The organism is Aquibium oceanicum, assembly GCF_001889605.1.
GTDB classification, from domain to species: Bacteria; Pseudomonadota; Alphaproteobacteria; order Rhizobiales; family Rhizobiaceae; genus Aquibium; species Aquibium oceanicum.
The window spans coordinates 727,927-744,574 of the sequence record NZ_CP018171.1; the positions used below are offsets into that span (position 1 = coordinate 727,927).

Below are 16,648 nucleotides of genomic sequence, written 5' to 3' on the forward strand. Positions count from 1 at the left end.
AGTTTCGAATGGCACTGAAGAACTTGCACCTGCCGGCATCACGCATGATCCTGATTGCCGCGGTCGCGGGCCTCGTTGCCGGCGCGACTGCGGTATACGTGACGAGCGCGGGGGATGGCAACAATTCCGCTTCGCCGCTCGTCGCGGCCGAGGAGGCGACCTGTGCGGCAAAGCAGGAATTCGCCGACACCGTGGCAGCTTCCGCGACGGGGGAGGTGGCCGCCATGCTCGCCGCCTCTCCGCCGCAGCCGGTCAGCGATCTTTCTTTCAACGCGCCGGACGGCGCTCCAACCAGCATCCGTGAATTCGCGGGCAAGACGGTCCTGATGAACCTCTGGGCCACCTGGTGCGCACCGTGCCGGGCCGAGATGCCGGCGCTGGACGCGTTGCAGAAGGAGCGGGGCGGCGCGGACTTCGAGGTGGTCGCCGTCAACGTGGACACCGGCGACGATACCAAGCCGAAGAAGTTTCTCGCCGAAACCGGCGTCGAATCGCTCGCCTACTACCGGGACAACACCCTGGCGCTCTTCAACGACCTCAAGAAGCGCTCGCTGGCGCTCGGGTTGCCCGTCACACTCCTGATCGACGACGAGGGGTGCCTACTCGCCCACATGAACGGCCCGGCCGAGTGGGCAAGCCCGGACGCTTTGCGGCTCGTCGATGCCGCACGGGGCGATACCGCGCCGCAAGCCAGGTAACAGGGAGACACCATTTGTGACGCCCGGCCCCGCCGAATTGATCTAGTCTCCGGGCTTGGGACAACGGCGATTCATCTCAGGGACATCGCCGAGAATAGTAAGGAGTTCGGAGGGGGTCATGCCTACGCTGAACAAACAGGCGTCGCGCCGCGAAGAGGCCGACGATCGAAAGACGGTCGTGCAGAAGACGGCCACTCAGAAGGCGAAGCAGGGCGACGCGAGCACGGCGCCGTTTCACGGCTCGCCTCACGCCGAACACCCTCGGGATCCCTTCCGCAACATGTTCGGCACTTCCCGGATGAAGTTCGAATTCTGACGCCGGCCATCCGGCCCGTCACAGCGTGGAAACTGTGACGGCATGAATCCGCGGATTGCGCTCGCTCCATCGTCGCGTCCGTGTGTTAGCGGTGAAAATTCCAGCTCCGGCCCATATGCATGGCTCCCCTGCGTCCGGCGCGGGCAAGAGCACGTCCAGACCGATTGAACAATTTGCTGCAGTGCACAATATGTGCAGCGCGAGAGTCGACGACTCGGGAGGAAACCGAGGATGATTGACGCCATGCTGAATGTTTCACCAAAAACAGAGACCGCCCCTGCCGGACATATTCGGGATCTCGCCACAGGGGACTTTGCGGATTTCCGTAATCACCTCCTGCGGCTGACGCCCGCGAGCAGGCGCGACCGCTTCAACGGATACACCGACGACGGCTTCGTCGAAGCCTATGCGGCCCGTTCGGTCAAATCCGGCGCCGTGGTTATCGGCTATGTCGAAGACGGCATCATGCGAGGCGCGGCGGAACTGCACGACATCGGTCGAGCCAGCCGCGAGGCGGCCGAGATAGCCTTCAGCGTCGAGGACGCATTCCAGCACCGCGGTATCGGAGCTCGCCTGTTCGAGCGACTGATCGTCCGTGCGCTCGAACTGGGGTATCGCTCGCTGCACGTCACGACCCATCCTCAGAACCGCGCGATGAAGGCGCTTGCCCGCAGATTCGGAGCAGTGCTGTGCTTCCAGTCTTACGAAGCCGTAGGCGTCATCGACATGGCCGCTTTCAGGCCGAAGGTCACTCTTGCCGCGGAGCCGATTTCCGAAGGACGCCCGGTGCCTCCGAGCCCGCTGATGGCTGCGGCGGGGCTGGCTGGAACCATTGCTGGCGTCGGGCGCGCGGTGCTCAGACCCTGGACGCCAGCCACGGCCACCAAATAGGCTCGTTGCGTGCAAGACGGCGACCCGTCTGACGCGGAGGGGTCGGGTGGGCGGCTACCGAACAAGAGGTCGGGACGGCACTTGCGAAACAACTCCGCCATGCCGACGTTGCGGGAACAGCGACCGCCGCGCGGCATCGCACCCGCATTTTCATCGACGCGGCAGGCAGGAGGCGAAGGATGGCTGACGACAGGACGAGGCCCGCCGCACCCGCACGCGGCGAAATCCTCGTCGCGGCCGACGAGCGTGCCAAGCTCGCCGCGCTCAATCGCGTAAAGGCCGCCGCCACTTTCTCGCTCGCGCTCTGCATCATCGTCTTCGCGGTCTCCACGCTCTACGAGGTGCGATGTCCCTGGCTCGGTTTCGTTGCCGCCTTTGCGGAGGCCGCCGCGATCGGCGGCATCGCCGACTGGTATGCAGTCGTCGCCCTTTTCAAGCGGCCGCTCGGCCTTCCGATACCCCACACCGCCATCATCCCCGCCAACCAGGACCGGATCGCCGACAATCTGGGACACTTCATCGAGGTGAACTTCCTTGCGCCCGGGCCGGTGCGTGAAAAGCTGCGCGAGGTGGATTTCGCCGCGCTGGTCGCCGACTGGCTCTCCGAGCCGCGCCGGGCGCAGGGTCTCTCGCATTTCGTCGCCCGGCTCGTGCCGCAAATGGTGAGGGCCATCGGCGATTCCGGCCTCAAGGACTTCGCGAGCCAGCGTCTCAACGAACAGTTGGAGAAGGTGAAGATCGCGCCGCTCGCCGCCGACCTGCTGTCGGCCTTCACCGAGGATCGACGGCACCAGCGACTGTTCGACGAGATCATCAAGGCGCTCGGAAAATTCCTGAACGACGAGCAGGCGCTGGCGATGATGCGCGACAAGATCCGCGACGAACTGCCCACGCTCGCCCGCTACTTCCGCGCCGACGCCTATCTCCTGAAGCGGATCGTCAACTCCGCCGGAGAGCTTCTGAGCGAGGTGCGCGATGATCGCGACCATCCGATGCGGCACGAGTTCGACCGTTTCGTCGAGGGCTTCATCGAGCGGCTGCGCGACTCACCCGAATATGCCGAGCGCGCCGAGAAGCTGAAGCGCGATCTCCTCGCCCGGCCCGAACTCGCCGGTCTGGTCGGAGAGATGTGGTCGAGCATCGGCAACTTCGCCGAACAGGATGCAAAATCCGCCAATTCGCTGATCCGCAAGCATCTCGCGCTGCTCTTCGTCGACATCGGACGACAGCTCGCCGAGGATCCGCAGGTGCGCGCCGACATGAACCAGGGCTTCGTGGTGGCGCTCGCCTCCTTCGTGGAAAGCCAGAAGAGCGGCGTCTCCGCCTTCATTGCCGACCAGGTGAAAGGCTGGGATCTCGGACAGCTGACGCATCTCATCGAGATCAACATCGGGCGCGACCTCCAGTACATCCGTTTCAACGGCATGATCATCGGCGGCATCGCGGGACTCCTGCTTCACACGGGCAGCATCCTGTTCCTCGGCGATTGACGCCGCCCGCCCGAAGCCTAATCTCACCATGAGCCGGACATAGGGAACATGAAGCCGGCCTTTTCAACGGGAGGATTGCATGGCGAAGAAACCGGATACCGACTCTTTCATCGAAATGTTCGCCAGTTTCGGGCGCGACCTGCACATGCCGACCATGGACGTCGACAAGATACTCGACCACCACCGCAAGAACCTCGAAGCGCTGGAGAAGGCCGCCAAATCCGCTTCGACCGGCGCGTCCGACGTCTTCTCCAAGCAGCGCGAGATCCTCCAGTCGACGCTGCAGGAGATAACCCAGATGGCCGAGCAGATGCGCGCGCCCGGCAATCCGCAGGAGATGGTGGGCAAGCAGGCGGAGTTCGCGCGCAAGTCCTTCGAGACGGCGGTGAAGAACGCCAGCGAGATCGGCGAGGTCATGCGGAAATCCTCCACCGAAACCATCGACATCCTGCGCGAGCGCATCCGCGAGGCCATGGAGGACATGCAGAAGGGCTACGGCCGCAAGTAGCGGGCCGCCTCCGATGACCGACAGACCCGAGCCGGTCGCGCCGGGCCGGCTGCGCCAGATGGAAATCTACGTTCCCGGCGCGGGCGGTGCGCGACCGCTGGTTCCTGTCGCGCCCGCGGCTCTCGAGGCGAAGGCGACGCGCGCCATGAAGGCCGAAGCCGCCGCCTATATCGTCGGCGGTGCCGGTACTGAGGCGACGATGGCGGCGAACCGGGCCGCCTTCGACCGCCATCGGCTTGCCCCGCGCGTGCTGCGGGACGTCTCGCGCCGCGATCTCTCGGTCGAACTGTTCGGGCGCAGGCACCGCGCGCCGTTTCTCCTGGCGCCGATCGGCGTGCTCGAACTGGTCCATCCTGAGGCCGATCTCGCCGTGGCGCGCGCCGCCGCTGTCGAAGGCATCGGCATGGTCTTCTCCAACCAGGCCTCGGTCGCCATGGAGACGTGCGCCGCCGCGATGGCGGATACGCCGCGCTGGTTCCAGCTCTACTGGTCGAGCGACGATGCCTTCGTGCGTTCGCTGCTCGAGAGGGCGGAAAAATCCGGCTGCGAGGCGATCGTGGTCACGCTCGACACGACGCTGCTCGGCTGGCGCCCGCGCGACCTCGATCTGGGATACCTCCCTTTCCTGCGCGGGATGGGACTGGCGCAGTACCTCTCAGATCCGGTCTTCCGCCGCCAGATACCGTCCGATCCGCCGGCCACCGCCACGCAGGTGCGCGGCTTCCAGATCGTTTCGACGGCTCTGAGCCTCCGCCGCAAGGGCCGCGAGTTCGGATTGTCCATGAACCGGATGCGCGCCGCCGTCGCCCACTTCGTGGCGACCTATTCCCGTCCCGATTTGACCTGGGAGGACATCGCCCGGCTGCGCGACATGACGAAACTGCCCATCATCCTCAAAGGGATCCGCCATGCCGACGACGCCCGCATGGCCAGGGAGCACGGGATCGACGGGATCGTCGTCTCCAACCATGGCGGGAGGCAGGTGGACGGCGAAGGCGCGACGCTCGACGCTCTGCCCGGAGTCGTCGAGTCGGCCGAGGGAGTAACTGTGCTGCTCGATTCCGGTATCCGCTCCGGCAGCGACGTCGCCAAGGCGCTGGCGCTCGGCGCCAGGGCCGTTCTTCTCGGTCGGCCCTACGTCTATGGCCTGGCAATCGCCGGCGAGGCCGGAGCGCGGGAAGTCATCCGCAACTTGATCGCGGAATTCGACCTGACGCTGGCGCTAAGCGGTCTGACGAGCGCTGCGGAGCTGAATCCGAGTTGCCTGACCGGGATGCCGTAGCTTCCGCCGAGACGATCAGTCGACGATTTCCTTGGATGCCACGGTGGAATCTGCGTTGAGCCTGTAGATCACCGGAATCCCGGTCGCCAGTTCCATCTTCACGACCTCGTCCTTCGTCAGCCCGTCGAGCGCCATGATGAGGGCGCGCAGCGAGTTGCCGTGCGCGGCGACCAGCACGGTTTCGCCGCGCAGCACGTGCGGCTGGATCTCGTGCATGTAGTACGGCCAGACGCGCGCACCGGTGTCGCGCAGGCTCTCGCCGCCCGGCGGCTGCACGTCGTAGGACCGGCGCCAGACATGGACCTGCTCCTCGCCCCACTTTGCGCGGGCATCGTCCTTGTTGAGGCCGGCGAGGTCGCCGTAGTCGCGCTCGTTGAGCGCCTCGTCGCGCATGGTCTTCAGATCGCTCTGGCCGACGGCGTCGAGGATATGCTGGCAGGTCTTCTGCGCGCGCATCAGCGACGATGTGTAGGCGACGTCGAACGTCAGGCCGCGTTCCTTCATGATGCGTCCGGCCGCCTTCGCCTCCTCATGCCCCTTTTCGGTCAGGTCGACGTCGCGCCAGCCGGTGAAGAGGTTCTTGAGATTCCATTCGCTCTGGCCGTGGCGGACGAGGACGAGTGTTCCGGACATGGGTGCTCCTGGTTGTCTTTCGCTGGCTGCGGGCGTTCGGAAAGGCCCGGCGATCGAACCGCTTCTATGTCAAACGGCCGGCCGTGGGAATATGCGGCGGGTCATTGCGCGATGCGCGGGCGGCCGCTCGCCGTCGCCACCAACCGCGCCTCGATGAAGCTGCGCTGCCCCTCGATCGTCGCAGTCCGCAATTCCCGCGCTACCGAGATCTCTGCGTCCTCCGTTCCCGCAGAGAGGGCGCGCGCGGCTGCGAGCGAGCGGATTTCGGCTTCGGCGGCGGCGAGCGCCTCTTCCTCGGAAAGAAAATCCCTGACGGTTTCGCCGGCGCTGATGCGAAACAGTCCTTCCTTGGGTTGGCCGACATTCGCTTCCGCCGTCACCCGAACCTGCCCGACCACCGCGCCGAGCGCATTGGCGACATCGGCGTCCTGCGGCAGCACGCAGGCGTTCCCGACCAGCGGTTCCAGCTTCGCATAGTGGAGGCCAGCCGAGGCGCCGAGACCCACCACCGGCCGGTCGAGCGACACCGACAGCCGTGCGATACCGCTCCTGCCATCGACGGCGCGTTGCACCAGCGCATGCGCCACCGTCGCCGCCCCGTCGAGCCCGTCCTCGGCAAAAGCCGTCTCCAGGATCACCTCGGCGGAGCGCCGCGTCAGTGCCTCCAGGACACGGGCGGAGATGTCCTCTGGCCCCGCGGCGATCGGCTTGCCGCGCCCGTCGCGCTTGCGGGAAAAGAGTTCCGCGCCCATTCGGGCGGTCTCCGGATTCCAGTTGGATTGCCGGCCGAGCACATGCGCCGCGTCCGACGGCGTGAATCCGCAGACGTGGACCAGCCCGCGCGCGACGAGGCGGCCCAGCGTCGCGTTCTGAGAGTTCGAGGTGAGGAGACGGTCGAGCGGCTCGGGTGTCGACCCGATCGTGGCGAAGAGCTTCACCTCCGGGGCGCCAAGCCCTGCCTCCAGCCTTTCGGGCACGCCCGTGCGCATGGCGAAACGGCCGTCGAGCCGGCCGGGGTTCGGCGCCCGAAGCTGGCGGTCCAGATGTTCGCGCACGGATGGCGACTGCGTTCCGGCAAGCGACAGCGGGACGACCCGCCTGGGCCCGAGCTTGAGGGCCGGTTCGAGGCCGCCTTCCTCCAGCGTCACCTCCGAATCGCCGCCCAGTCCGAAGGTCCGCATCGCGACCGCCTCGACCATGGTTCGGTAGCCACCGACGGTCGCGCCGTCCGGGTCGAGCCGCGGACGCCCGCCTTCGAGGACAGCGACGTCGGTCGTCGTGCCGCCGATGTCGGAGACGACGGCGTTCGCAAGCCCGGTCATGTGGCGCGCGCCCACGAGGCTTGCCGCCGGACCAGACAGGATGGTCTCGATCGGACGCGTGCGGGCGAAACTCGCCGTGACCAGCGCCCCGTCGCCCCGCACCACCATCAAGGGTGCGGCGATGCCACGCCTCGAAAGGAAACCTTCTGTCGCCGCGATCAGCCGGTCGATCATCGAGACCAGCCGCGCGTTGAGCAACGTCGTCAAAGCCCGGCGCGGTCCGCCAAGCTTGGAGGAAAGCTCGTGGCTGGCGGTAACGGGCAGGCTCGTGCGGGTGCGGATCAGGTCGCGCGCGGCGATCTCGTGCGCCGGATTACGCGTGGAGAAGTAAGCCGCCACGGCGAAAGCCGAAACTTCACGCGCAAGCGTCGGCAGCGAGGCTTCGAGTTCGGAGAGATCGAGACGGGCGGCATTGCCGTGGACGTCGTGGCCGCCGGCGCAATGGATCACGGGATCGCTGCCGAGCGCCTGGGCAAGGCCGTCACGCGCGAGGTCCTCGGGCTTGAAGCCGATCATGACCAGCCCCACGCGGCCGCCCTGTCCCTCCACGAGCGCATTCGTCGCCAGTGTGGTGGAGATGGAGACGAGTTTGATCTGCGACGGCGCGATGCCGGTGGCGGCGAGCACGTTGTCGACGGAGTTGCCGATGCCGACCGAGAGATCGTGCCGGGTGGTCAGCGCCTTGGCCTTGGCCACGATCCCGCGGCCTTCCGACCACAGGACGGCGTCCGTGTAGGTGCCGCCCGTATCCATCCCCAGGAAGAGCGGATCGGCATTCGGTTCGTGGTCGGTCATGAATTGCCCGCAGGATCGATCGGCGTCCTTTAGCGGAAAACGATGCGAGCACAAGCGATCCGCTTCATCGATCGTCGGCGTGGGACCTCCGCTGTTCAGGAACCTTAGCCTCAGGAGCATCGACCGCCGCATCCGGGACTGTTTCGACGTGAGCATCGGCGGTGCTCTCGCCCCACACCAGCCTCTTGTAGTCGAACCCGTATTCGAGCGTTGGCTTGACGATCTCGAAGTAGGGCGAAAGGTCGAAGTCGCGCGGGGTGTAGAGCGAGTGATGCCTGATGTGCAGGATCTCGCGCCGCGAGTAGGCCGATTGGGCCGAGGCGCGGCCTGGCGCCTGCGTCACCTCGGGAAGGATCGGATAGCGGATTTCCCCGAAAGCTTCGGCGATGAGCGAGGAGCAGATCGCCCGCGTCGGATCGCCCGAACCGAACGCGATCATCCGGCGGCGCCAGCGGACCGGAACCGGCGGCGTGGGGAAGAACCAGCGCAACATGTCGATGATGTTCTTGAGGTCGTATTTCAGTCCGATCTTCCCGGCCATGAACGCCACGACCCGCTTGCGGTCCTCCGGGTGCAGTCCGGATGCGCGGCAGATCCGGGTGTTGTAGGTCTGGTACTTCGACAGCGGCACGGCGACGCAGCTTTCCCCGAGATTGACTTCGATCAGGCGAGGCCGCTCCGAGCCGTCCTCCGGCTCTGGCAGCGCGTCGCCGACATAAAAGGCCGAATGCGACCATGTGGATTGCGTGAGATACTTGATCGCGTTGGAGATGCGCTGGTTGCCTTCGACCAGCAGGATGTCCCCTGGCTGCAGGGCACGTCGGAGCGTCTCTGGGTCCGACGGGGTGTAGGGCTGGTAGCCCGACGATTCCTCCCTGAGCCGCGCCGCGAGGTACTTTCCCAGCCGATCAAGCCATGTGTCTGCGTCGTCGCTCATGCAATGCTCCCGGCGCGGGAGTATGGACTCCCGTCGGGGCGGTTTGAAGTCGCCGGATGCCGATGAGGCGAGGGCGGAGCGCCGCACCTGGAGGCGTCCTAGGTGGCCGCAGGAAGATTCCAGCGGCTCGTTATATATTGACTTTGATCAATCGATTGATTAAGATTATGTCATGACCACCACCCAGCCTGTCTCGGCAGCCGAGCAGACGCGGGGCGCCCTCATCCAGGCCGCCCTCCGGCTCTTCGGCGAAAAGGGCTACGACGGCACGTCGACGCGCGAGATCGCCGGGGCCGCACGGGCCAACATCGGTTCCATCGCCTATCACTTCGGGGGCAAGGAAGGACTTCGCGCCGCTTGCGCGGAGTTTATCGTAGAGACCGTTCAGGCGGTCGCCGACCAGGCGCTCGGCCCGCAACCGTCCCTCCCGCAGGCGGCCGATCCAGAGACGGCACAAAGGATGCTCTCGGCAGGCATCGAGCGCATGGTGGATTTCATCGTGGCGCGGCCGGAATCGGGTGCCTTCGTGCAGTTCATCCTGCGCGAACTCGCGCATCCGACGGCAGCCCTCGACCGTGTCTACTCCGGCGTCTTCGAGCCGACCCACCGGCGGCTCTGCGAGCTGTGGGAGCGGGCGACCGGCGAGCCGGCCGAGGACGAGCGCACGAAGCTTACCGTCTTCACCATGATCGGACAGGTCGTCTACTTCCGCATCGGCCGCGAGGCGGTGATGCGGCGAATGGGCTGGAGCGCGATCGGACCGGTGGAGGCCGGCAAGATCGTCGAGACGGCGCGCTTCAATCTCGAAGCCGTGCTTGCCGCCCGCGGGAGGCAGAAGCAATGAGCGTGCTCTGCGGTCTGCCCTTCGCCGCCTACATCTGGAGCGCCTGCGCGGCGCCCCCGCCGCTCGCGGTCGGCTATGTCGAGGGTGACTACGTGATGCTGGCTCCCATCGAAGTGGCGCAGGTGACGCAGGTCGCCGTTCACCGCGGCCAGACGGTGGAAGCCGGGGCGGAAGTCGCCCGGCTGGAGGATACGGACGCCAGGATCGCGGTGTCCCAGTCGGAGGCGGCGCTGTCGCAGGCGAGGGCGCAACTCGCCGACCTCAAGCTCGGCAAGCGGCCGGAGGAGATCGCCGTGCTGGAGGCGGCGGTCCGGTCGGCCGAGGCGCAGCTCAGGGAAACGCAGCGCACGCTGGCGAGGGTCGAGGATCTCTCGAAGCGCGGCATCGCCACGCAGGCGCAGCTCGACCAGGCGACGACCTCCAACGAGATGGCCGAGGCGCAGCTGGGGCAGGCGAAGGCGAACCTCGCGGTCGCCGGCCTAGCCGCTCGTGAAGAAGCCATCAAAGCGGCCGAGAGCCAGGTGGAACAGGCGCAGGCGACGCTCGACAACGCGCGCTGGCGGCTGACGCAGCGGGTGATCGCCGCGCCGTCCGCAGGGCGGGTAAACGACGTCATCCGCAACGCGGGCGACATCGCGGGACCGTCCGCGCCGGTGGTCTCGCTGCTGCCCGATGGGGCGGTGAAGCTGAAGCTCTACGTGCCGGAAGAGGCCTTCTCGTCCGTCAAGGTCGGCGACGCGCTTCGCGTCCGCTGCGATGGCTGCCCGCCCGGCCTGTCGGCACGGGTCTCCTACGTCTCCCCGGAACCGGAGTTCACGCCGCCGGTGATCTATTCGATCGAGACGCGCCAGAAGCTCGTCTACCTCGTCGAGGCGCGGCCTGAGGAGGCGGACACGCGGCTGCAGCCCGGGCAGATCGTGGACGTGGAACTGGGGCAGTAGGGCAGCAGGGCAGTAGGGCAGTAGGGCAGTAGGGCAGTAGGGCAGTAGGGCAGTAGGGCAGTAGGGCAGTAGGAACCTTCGAGGCGAAGCGATGACTTGCCGAGACAGTATCCCCGAACATCGCGTTCTCACTGCACCGCCGGCTGATGCGCCGTCCGCGGGCGTCCGGGGCTACTGCCGCGTGCCTTCTCTGCTGGCCAACCTCCCTATTACCCTAATGCCCTACTCCCTTAATCCCCTACTCCCTTGTCAAACCTCATGAACGCCATCGAGGTCACGAATCTCGTCAAGCGCTTCGGCGACAAGACCGTCGTCGACCACGTCTCCATGAGCGTGGCGGAAGGCGAGATCGTCGGCTTCCTCGGACCGAACGGCTCCGGCAAGACCACGACGATCCGCATGATGTGCGGCCTGCTCACGCCCGACGAGGGGGAGGGGCGGGTGCTCGGCTACGACCTTCGCACGCAAGGCCTGATGATCAAGCGCGAAGTCGGCTACATGACCCAGAAGTTCTCGTTCTACGAGGACCTGACGATCGCGGAAAACCTCGCCTTCGTCGCGCGGCTCTATGGGCTGAAGCCAGTCGCCAGGAATGTCGGCGACACGCTCGAGGAGCTCGGCCTCGCATCGCGCCGCAACCAGCTGGCCGGCACCCTGTCGGGCGGGTGGAAGCAGCGGCTCGCGCTCGCTGCCTGCATCATGCACCACCCCAGACTGCTGCTTCTCGACGAACCGACGGCGGGCGTCGATCCCAAGGCGCGACGCGAGTTCTGGGACGAGATCCACCGATTGGCCCGGGGCGGGCTGACCGTGCTGGTCTCGACCCACTACATGGACGAGGCCGAGCGCTGCCATCGCATCGCCTACATCTCCTACGGCAGGATGCTGGCGACCGGGACGGTCGCCGACGTGGTGCGCGAGGCGGGGCTCACCACCTTCCTCGTTTCCGGGCCGAACCTGCACGAGGTGGCCGCCGCGCTCGAAGGTCAGGCGGGCGTCGAGCAGGTGGCGCCGTTCGGCTCGACGCTGCACGTAGTGGGCTCTGACGCGGCAAAGCTCGAAGAGACACTGACGGCGCTGGCCGCCGGCCGCGACATTCGCGTGGAGCCCGGAGAGACCAGCCTGGAGGACGTCTTCATCCAGTTCATGGCGAACTCGAAGGACAACATGCGATGAACCGGTTGTTTTCGCTAGGTCGGCTCGGTGCCATGCTGACGAAGGAATTCATCCAGATGCGACGCGACCGCATCACCTTCGCCATGATGCTCGGCGTGCCGCTGATGCAGCTGGTGCTCTTCGGCTACGCCATCAACAACGATCCCAAGAGCCTGCCGGCCGCGCTGGTCGCCACGAGCAACGACCACTACACGCGCGCCATCGTCTCGGCGCTCCAGACGACCGACTACTACCGCTTCGACCATGTCGCTGCGAGTTCCGCCGAAGCCGAGCAGCTGATGGCCAGCGGCAAGGTCTCGTTCGTGGTGACGATCCCAGCCGACTTCGCACGCCGAGTCGACCGCGGCGACAGCCCGCGCATCCTGGTGGAAGCGGACGCCACGGACCCGTCCGCCTCGTCCGGTGCGGTATCGACGCTCTCGACGCTCGCCTCCCGCGCCCTGCTTCGCGAGCAGGGGCTGGAGCACGAGGCGGCGGAGCGCGCCAGGGGCGCGCTCGAGGTGATCGTGCATCGGCGCTACAATCCGGAGGGCGTTTCGCAATACAACATCGTGCCTGGCCTGCTCGGCGTCATCCTGCAGATGACCATGGTGATGATGACCGCCATGGCGCTGACCCGCGAGACCGAACGCGGCACGATGGAGAACCTGCTCGCCATGCCGGCGAGCCCGGTGGAGATCATGCTCGGCAAGGTCCTGCCCTATCTGGCCGTCGGCTCGGTCCAGGTCACCGTGGTGCTCGTCGCGGCCAAGCTCCTGTTCGGGGTGCCCTTCATCGGCTCCCTGCCCATGCTGCTGTCGGTCATCCTGGTCTTCGTGCTGGCGCTGGTGCTTCTCGGCTATACGATCTCGACAGCCGCGCGCACGCAGATGCAGGCCATGCAACTGACCTTCTTCTTCTTCCTGCCCTCGATCCTTCTTTCCGGCTTCATGTTCCCCTACCGCGGCATGCCGGACTGGGCACAGGCCTTCGGCGAGATCCTGCCGCTGACGCATTTCCTGAGGGTGATCCGAGCCGTGATGCTGAAGGGCGCCGACTTCGCCGCCATCGCGCCGGAAGTGGTCTGGCTGTTCGGTTTCGTGATCTTCTTCTCGATCCTCGCCCTCGTGAGGTTCCGGCGCACGCTGGACTAGAGGAACCGATACCGGCTAAACCTCTCCAGCGAAAAAAGCCGAGAGGGAGAGAGCATGTTTCGCTGGGGTATCCTGTCCACCGCCAAGATCGCGCGCGAGCACGTCATTCCCGCGCTGATGGATGCCGAGAACGGCGTCGTGACGGCTGTCGCCAGCCGGGACGGCGCACGCGCTAAGGCGCTGGCGGAGCGGCTCGGCGCGCCGCATGCTTTCGGCTCCTACGAGGAGTTGCTCGCCTCGGACACGGTGGACGGCGTCTACATTCCCGTGCCGACCTCCGAGCACGTGGAATGGGCCGTCAAGGCGGCCGATGCCGGCAAGCATGTGCTCGTCGAGAAGCCGCTGGGCCTGAAGGCGGCCGACATCCAGGAGGTGATCGCGGCGCGCGACCGCAACAAGGTGCTCATTTGCGAGGCCTTCATGGTCTTCTACCATCCGCAATGGCGCAAAGTGCGAGACCTCATCGCCGAAGGCGCCATCGGTCGGCTGCAGCACGTGCAGGGCGCCTTCACCTACTACAACGTCGACCCCGACAACATGCGCAACCGCCCCGAACTCGGCGGCGGCGGCCTGCTCGACATCGGCGTCTATCCCACCGTGTCGGCGCGCCTCGCCACCGCTGCGGAGCCCCGGCGCATCACCGCCCGCGTCGAGCGCGGCGAGACCTTCGGCACGGACGTCTATTCTATGGTGACGGCCGATTTCGGCTCCTTCGACCTCTCCTTCTACATCTCTACCCAGATGGCGGCGCGCCAGATCATGGTTTTCCATGGCGACGAAGGCTGGATCGAGGTTGAGACACCCTTCAACGCGCGCATCTACGGCGACGACCGCATCACGCTGCACAATCAGAACCATACCAGCGCAACCGTCTTCCGCTTCCCCGACACGCGCCAGTACCGGCTGCAGGCGGAAGCCTTCGCCCGCGCCGCGCAGGGTGAGGACGTGCCGGTCTTCACGCTGGAGAATTCTTTACTGAACCAGAAGGTGATCGATGCGATCTTCCGGGCCGGCGAGAGCGGCGGCTGGGTGGGGGTCTGATCGAGGCCGCCTTTCGGCCTCTCACGTGTGAACCTCCGCAGCCCCGACGACTTATCCCGACGCGTTGACCGGATGCGTGCGGCGTCCTACCGAGGCGCTAGCAATCCGGGGAGGTATTCTTGCGCATCATCGTCACGGGAGCCGGCGGCTTCATCGGTTCGGGGCTCATCGAGCGGCTCGCGGGCATGTCCCGCCTGCCGGGCGCGGCCGAGGATATCTCGAGCATCGTCGCCGTGGACGCCCGCTTCGAGGCGGGCGCGCGGGCGGGCGTGCAGATGCTGCGAGGCGATATCGCCGATCCCGACTTTCGCGATGCCATGCTGGAGGAGCCAGTCGACGTGTTCCTTCACCTCGCCGCCATGCCGGGAGGGGCGACGGAGGCCGATCCGGAGCGCGGCTGGCGCATCAACGGCGAGGCCGTGTTCGGCCTCCTCGATCTCCTGGCGCGCCAGAAGGAGCCGGCACGGCTGGTCTTTGCCTCCTCCATCGCTGTCTTCGGCGTACCGCTGCCGCGCGACAAGGTCGACGACGAGACCTTGCCGCTGCCCACGCTCGCCTACGGCGCCCACAAGCTGGTCGCCGAGACGCTGCTTGCCGACCATGCGCGGCGCGGGCTGATCGACGGCATCGCGCTGCGCCTGCCGGGCATCGTGGCGCGTCCGCGCCGCCCGGGCGGTCACCACTCCGCCTACATGAGCGACATCTTCACCGCGCTCGCCGAGGGCGCGGATTTCATCTGCCCGGTCTCGCCCGGCTCGACGTCCTGGCTGATGTCGCGCGAACGCTGCATCTACAATCTTCTCCACGCCGCCACGCTGTCTTCGGAGCGGCTCAAGGGCAGGCGGGCGTTTACATTGCCGGCCTTGCGGCTGTCCATGGGAGAAATCGCCGATGCGCTCGCCGGGCGGTTCGGCGACGGTTTGCGTGATCGCCTGAGCTTCGCTTCCGACGCCGCGATCGAGGCGCAGTACGGCTCCTATCCGCCGCTCTTCACCCCGATCGCCGACGGGCTGGGTTTCCGGCACGACGGCGATGTGGAGTCGCTGGTTGCCCGGGCGCTTGGGCTACCGGTGCCGCAAACCGGCTGACGCTCGCAGCGACGACCTGCGCCGTTCCCTTCCTTCACGCGATCCTCTATTCCACTCGCAACCGAAACCCCGGAGGGATCCATGGCCTACGAAACGATCATCGTCGAGACCCGTGCGCGCGTCGGGCTGATCACGCTCAACCGCCCGCAGGCGCTGAACGCGCTGAACACGACCGTCATGAAGGAGATGGTCGAAGCGCTCCAGGATTTCGAGGCCGACGGCGCGGTCGGCGCGATCGTCGTGACGGGTTCGGAAAAGGCTTTCGCGGCGGGCGCCGACATCAAGCAGATGCAGCAGATGAGCTACATCGACGCGTACATGGAGGACTTCTTCGCCGGCTGGGAGGCGATGACCCGTATCCGCAAGCCGATCATCGCCGCGGTTGCGGGCTATGCACTCGGCGGCGGCTGCGAACTGGCCATGATGTGCGACTTCATCATCGCGGCCGAGAACGCCAAGTTTGGACAGCCGGAGATCACGCTCGGCGTCATGCCCGGCATGGGCGGCTCGCAGCGCCTGACCCGTTTCGTCGGCAAGTCGAAGGCCATGGACATGTGCCTGACCGGCCGCATGATGGACGCCGAGGAGGCGGAGCGCTGCGGCCTCGTCTCGCGCGTGGTGCCTGTTGGCGACCTGCACGAGGAGGCGCTGAAGGCCGCCGGCAAGATCGCCTCCTTCTCGCTGCCCGCCGTCATGATGGCCAAGGAGGCGGTGAACCGCTCGTACGAAACCACGCTGGCCGAAGGCCTGCGCTACGAGCGCCGCGTCTTCCATTCCATGTTCGCGCTCGACGACCAGAGCGAGGGCATGACCGCGTTCATCGAAAAGCGCACCCCGAACTTCCGTCACCGCTGAGCCCCGGCCGGTTGTCCGGGTCGGATACTGAAAGGATCACGGCACATCCTGCTCGACGGCGGATTTGCTCGGCGCCGGGCTCGGCTATCTCCCTGCGGCGGCGGCCTTCCGTCGCGGAGCCTCCCGCCTTGCGTTGGCAGCCGGCAGACAGAAGGCGCGTGGCGGGCGCGTGGATCGCGCAGGAAGCGGAACCGCGAGGTGCCCGCCAGGCGCCGATCGGCGACCGCGCTCGCTGCCCCCGCGGAGGACCCGGGAACGTTCGCGTCCGCTGCCTCGCATGACGGAAGTGTGAAAGACGGCTTGGCATCGGGGTCGAGATCGACTAGATGAGCCGCGTCGTCCTTCCCGCTCCGGCGGTCGCGGCGCATGTGGAGAGGTGGCCGAGTGGTTGAAGGCGCACGCCTGGAACGCGTGTATACGGGAAACCGTATCGAGGGTTCGAATCCCTCTCTCTCCGCCATTTCTAACCTGTCGAACGTTCTCTGCGCGCGGATGCGGGGCTGAAACGCCAAGGAACCGCGCGGTTCGGGCGCAGACCTGTGGACTGTGACGTCGGCATACTCGGCTCCGAGCGTTCTCTCTCCGCCCTTTTTCTCTCGACCTCTGGACTGAACCGGCGCCAGTACGGAACCCTAAGTATAAGAAATCAAATCAGAAACGGCCGCTGACCTACCACCCGAATTGATATCCCCGTTGCC

Annotated in this window: 16 protein-coding genes and 1 tRNA gene; 14 read left to right on the plus strand and 3 right to left on the minus strand. The window is 66.4% G+C overall.

The features are described 5' to 3' along the window. Positions 1-8 precede the first annotated feature (8 nt). The 6 genes from tlpA to BSQ44_RS03660 all read left to right on the plus strand — a co-directional run bounded on the left by tlpA (position 9) and on the right by BSQ44_RS03660 (position 5,185). Positions 9-698 (plus strand): thiol:disulfide interchange protein TlpA, encoded by a 690-nt coding sequence (gene tlpA, locus BSQ44_RS03635; protein ID WP_072601987.1) that lies wholly within the window; start codon positions 9-11, stop codon positions 696-698. Positions 699-816: 118 nt separating this feature from the next. Continuing rightward, positions 817-1,014, plus strand: a complete 198-nt coding sequence (locus BSQ44_RS03640; RefSeq protein ID WP_072601988.1) for a hypothetical protein — start codon at positions 817-819, stop codon at positions 1,012-1,014. Between the two features lie 231 nt (positions 1,015-1,245). Beyond that, positions 1,246-1,905 carry a GNAT family N-acetyltransferase gene (locus tag BSQ44_RS03645; protein WP_072601989.1) on the plus strand — a complete coding sequence of 220 codons (660 nt, stop codon included), beginning with the start codon at positions 1,246-1,248 and terminating at the stop codon, positions 1,903-1,905. 179 nt (positions 1,906-2,084) lie between these two features. Next, complete coding sequence (locus tag BSQ44_RS03650) at positions 2,085-3,395, plus strand: DUF445 domain-containing protein (protein ID WP_072601990.1); 1,311 nt, start codon at positions 2,085-2,087, stop codon at positions 3,393-3,395. 79 nt (positions 3,396-3,474) lie between these two features. Then, positions 3,475-3,903: a phasin family protein gene (locus BSQ44_RS03655; RefSeq protein WP_072601991.1), complete on the plus strand. Its 429-nt coding sequence runs from the start codon at positions 3,475-3,477 to the stop codon at positions 3,901-3,903. A gap of 13 nt (positions 3,904-3,916) precedes the next feature. Beyond that, positions 3,917-5,185: an alpha-hydroxy-acid oxidizing protein gene (locus tag BSQ44_RS03660; RefSeq protein WP_072601992.1), complete on the plus strand. Its 1,269-nt coding sequence runs from the start codon at positions 3,917-3,919 to the stop codon at positions 5,183-5,185. Positions 5,186-5,200: 15 nt separating this feature from the next. Here the strand turns inward: BSQ44_RS03660 and BSQ44_RS03665 are convergent, their stop codons facing one another. The 3 genes from BSQ44_RS03665 to BSQ44_RS03675 all read right to left on the minus strand — a co-directional run bounded on the left by BSQ44_RS03665 (position 5,201) and on the right by BSQ44_RS03675 (position 8,872). Next, the gene (locus BSQ44_RS03665) at positions 5,201-5,818 is read right to left on the minus strand and encodes a 2,3-bisphosphoglycerate-dependent phosphoglycerate mutase (protein WP_072601993.1); all 618 of its coding nucleotides are present in this window, start codon (positions 5,816-5,818) and stop codon (positions 5,201-5,203) included. Positions 5,819-5,919: 101 nt separating this feature from the next. Continuing rightward, a complete protein-coding gene (locus BSQ44_RS03670; RefSeq protein ID WP_072601994.1) occupies positions 5,920-7,935 on the minus strand; it encodes a hydantoinase/oxoprolinase N-terminal domain-containing protein in 2,016 nt (671 codons plus the stop codon). A gap of 64 nt (positions 7,936-7,999) precedes the next feature. Next, on the minus strand, positions 8,000-8,872 hold the full coding sequence (locus BSQ44_RS03675) for a C40 family peptidase (protein ID WP_083534434.1): 873 nt from the start codon (positions 8,870-8,872) through the stop codon (positions 8,000-8,002). Between the two features lie 172 nt (positions 8,873-9,044). Between BSQ44_RS03675 and BSQ44_RS03680 the strand changes: the two genes are divergently transcribed. From BSQ44_RS03680 to BSQ44_RS03715, 8 genes are all read left to right on the plus strand, one after another. Beyond that, complete coding sequence (locus tag BSQ44_RS03680; RefSeq protein ID WP_072601995.1) at positions 9,045-9,716, plus strand: CerR family C-terminal domain-containing protein; 672 nt, start codon at positions 9,045-9,047, stop codon at positions 9,714-9,716. Further along, positions 9,713-10,657, plus strand: a complete 945-nt coding sequence (locus BSQ44_RS03685) for an HlyD family secretion protein (protein WP_072601996.1) — start codon at positions 9,713-9,715, stop codon at positions 10,655-10,657. Before BSQ44_RS03680 ends, BSQ44_RS03685 begins: the two co-directional genes overlap by 4 nt. Before the next feature lie 258 nt (positions 10,658-10,915). Further along, the gene (locus BSQ44_RS03690; protein WP_072601997.1) at positions 10,916-11,833 is read left to right on the plus strand and encodes an ABC transporter ATP-binding protein; all 918 of its coding nucleotides are present in this window, start codon (positions 10,916-10,918) and stop codon (positions 11,831-11,833) included. Continuing rightward, positions 11,830-12,966 (plus strand): ABC transporter permease, encoded by a 1,137-nt coding sequence (locus BSQ44_RS03695; protein WP_072601998.1) that lies wholly within the window; start codon positions 11,830-11,832, stop codon positions 12,964-12,966. Before BSQ44_RS03690 ends, BSQ44_RS03695 begins: the two co-directional genes overlap by 4 nt. Before the next feature lie 54 nt (positions 12,967-13,020). Further along, a complete protein-coding gene (locus BSQ44_RS03700; RefSeq protein WP_072601999.1) occupies positions 13,021-14,007 on the plus strand; it encodes a Gfo/Idh/MocA family protein in 987 nt (328 codons plus the stop codon). A gap of 119 nt (positions 14,008-14,126) precedes the next feature. Then, positions 14,127-15,095, plus strand: coding sequence for an NAD-dependent epimerase/dehydratase family protein (locus tag BSQ44_RS03705; RefSeq protein ID WP_072602000.1), 969 nt, complete (start codon positions 14,127-14,129; stop codon positions 15,093-15,095). Between the two features lie 81 nt (positions 15,096-15,176). Then, positions 15,177-15,950 (plus strand): enoyl-CoA hydratase, encoded by a 774-nt coding sequence (locus BSQ44_RS03710; protein ID WP_072602001.1) that lies wholly within the window; start codon positions 15,177-15,179, stop codon positions 15,948-15,950. Between the two features lie 370 nt (positions 15,951-16,320). After that, positions 16,321-16,410 (plus strand) — tRNA-Ser (locus BSQ44_RS03715). The last annotated feature ends 238 nt before the right edge of the window (positions 16,411-16,648 follow it).

Bases quoted from the DNA above. Each gene is read 5' to 3' on its own strand.
- BSQ44_RS03700 (WP_072601999.1), top strand. From the start codon at position 13,021: ATGTTTCGCTGGGGTATCCTGTCCACCGCCAAGATCGCGCGCGAGCAC.
- BSQ44_RS03685 (WP_072601996.1), top strand. From the start codon at position 9,713: ATGAGCGTGCTCTGCGGTCTGCCCTTCGCCGCCTACATCTGGAGCGCC.
- BSQ44_RS03710 (WP_072602001.1), top strand. From the start codon at position 15,177: ATGGCCTACGAAACGATCATCGTCGAGACCCGTGCGCGCGTCGGGCTG.
- BSQ44_RS03665 (WP_072601993.1), bottom strand. From the start codon at position 5,818: ATGTCCGGAACACTCGTCCTCGTCCGCCACGGCCAGAGCGAATGGAAT.
- BSQ44_RS03645 (WP_072601989.1), top strand. From the start codon at position 1,246: ATGATTGACGCCATGCTGAATGTTTCACCAAAAACAGAGACCGCCCCT.
- BSQ44_RS03640 (WP_072601988.1), top strand. From the start codon at position 817: ATGCCTACGCTGAACAAACAGGCGTCGCGCCGCGAAGAGGCCGACGAT.
- BSQ44_RS03690 (WP_072601997.1), top strand. From the start codon at position 10,916: ATGAACGCCATCGAGGTCACGAATCTCGTCAAGCGCTTCGGCGACAAG.
- BSQ44_RS03660 (WP_072601992.1), top strand. From the start codon at position 3,917: ATGACCGACAGACCCGAGCCGGTCGCGCCGGGCCGGCTGCGCCAGATG.
- tlpA (WP_072601987.1), top strand. From the start codon at position 9: ATGGCACTGAAGAACTTGCACCTGCCGGCATCACGCATGATCCTGATT.
- BSQ44_RS03670 (WP_072601994.1), bottom strand. From the start codon at position 7,935: ATGACCGACCACGAACCGAATGCCGATCCGCTCTTCCTGGGGATGGAT.
- BSQ44_RS03650 (WP_072601990.1), top strand. From the start codon at position 2,085: ATGGCTGACGACAGGACGAGGCCCGCCGCACCCGCACGCGGCGAAATC.
- BSQ44_RS03655 (WP_072601991.1), top strand. From the start codon at position 3,475: ATGGCGAAGAAACCGGATACCGACTCTTTCATCGAAATGTTCGCCAGT.
- BSQ44_RS03680 (WP_072601995.1), top strand. From the start codon at position 9,045: ATGACCACCACCCAGCCTGTCTCGGCAGCCGAGCAGACGCGGGGCGCC.
- BSQ44_RS03675 (WP_083534434.1), bottom strand. From the start codon at position 8,872: ATGAGCGACGACGCAGACACATGGCTTGATCGGCTGGGAAAGTACCTC.
- BSQ44_RS03695 (WP_072601998.1), top strand. From the start codon at position 11,830: ATGAACCGGTTGTTTTCGCTAGGTCGGCTCGGTGCCATGCTGACGAAG.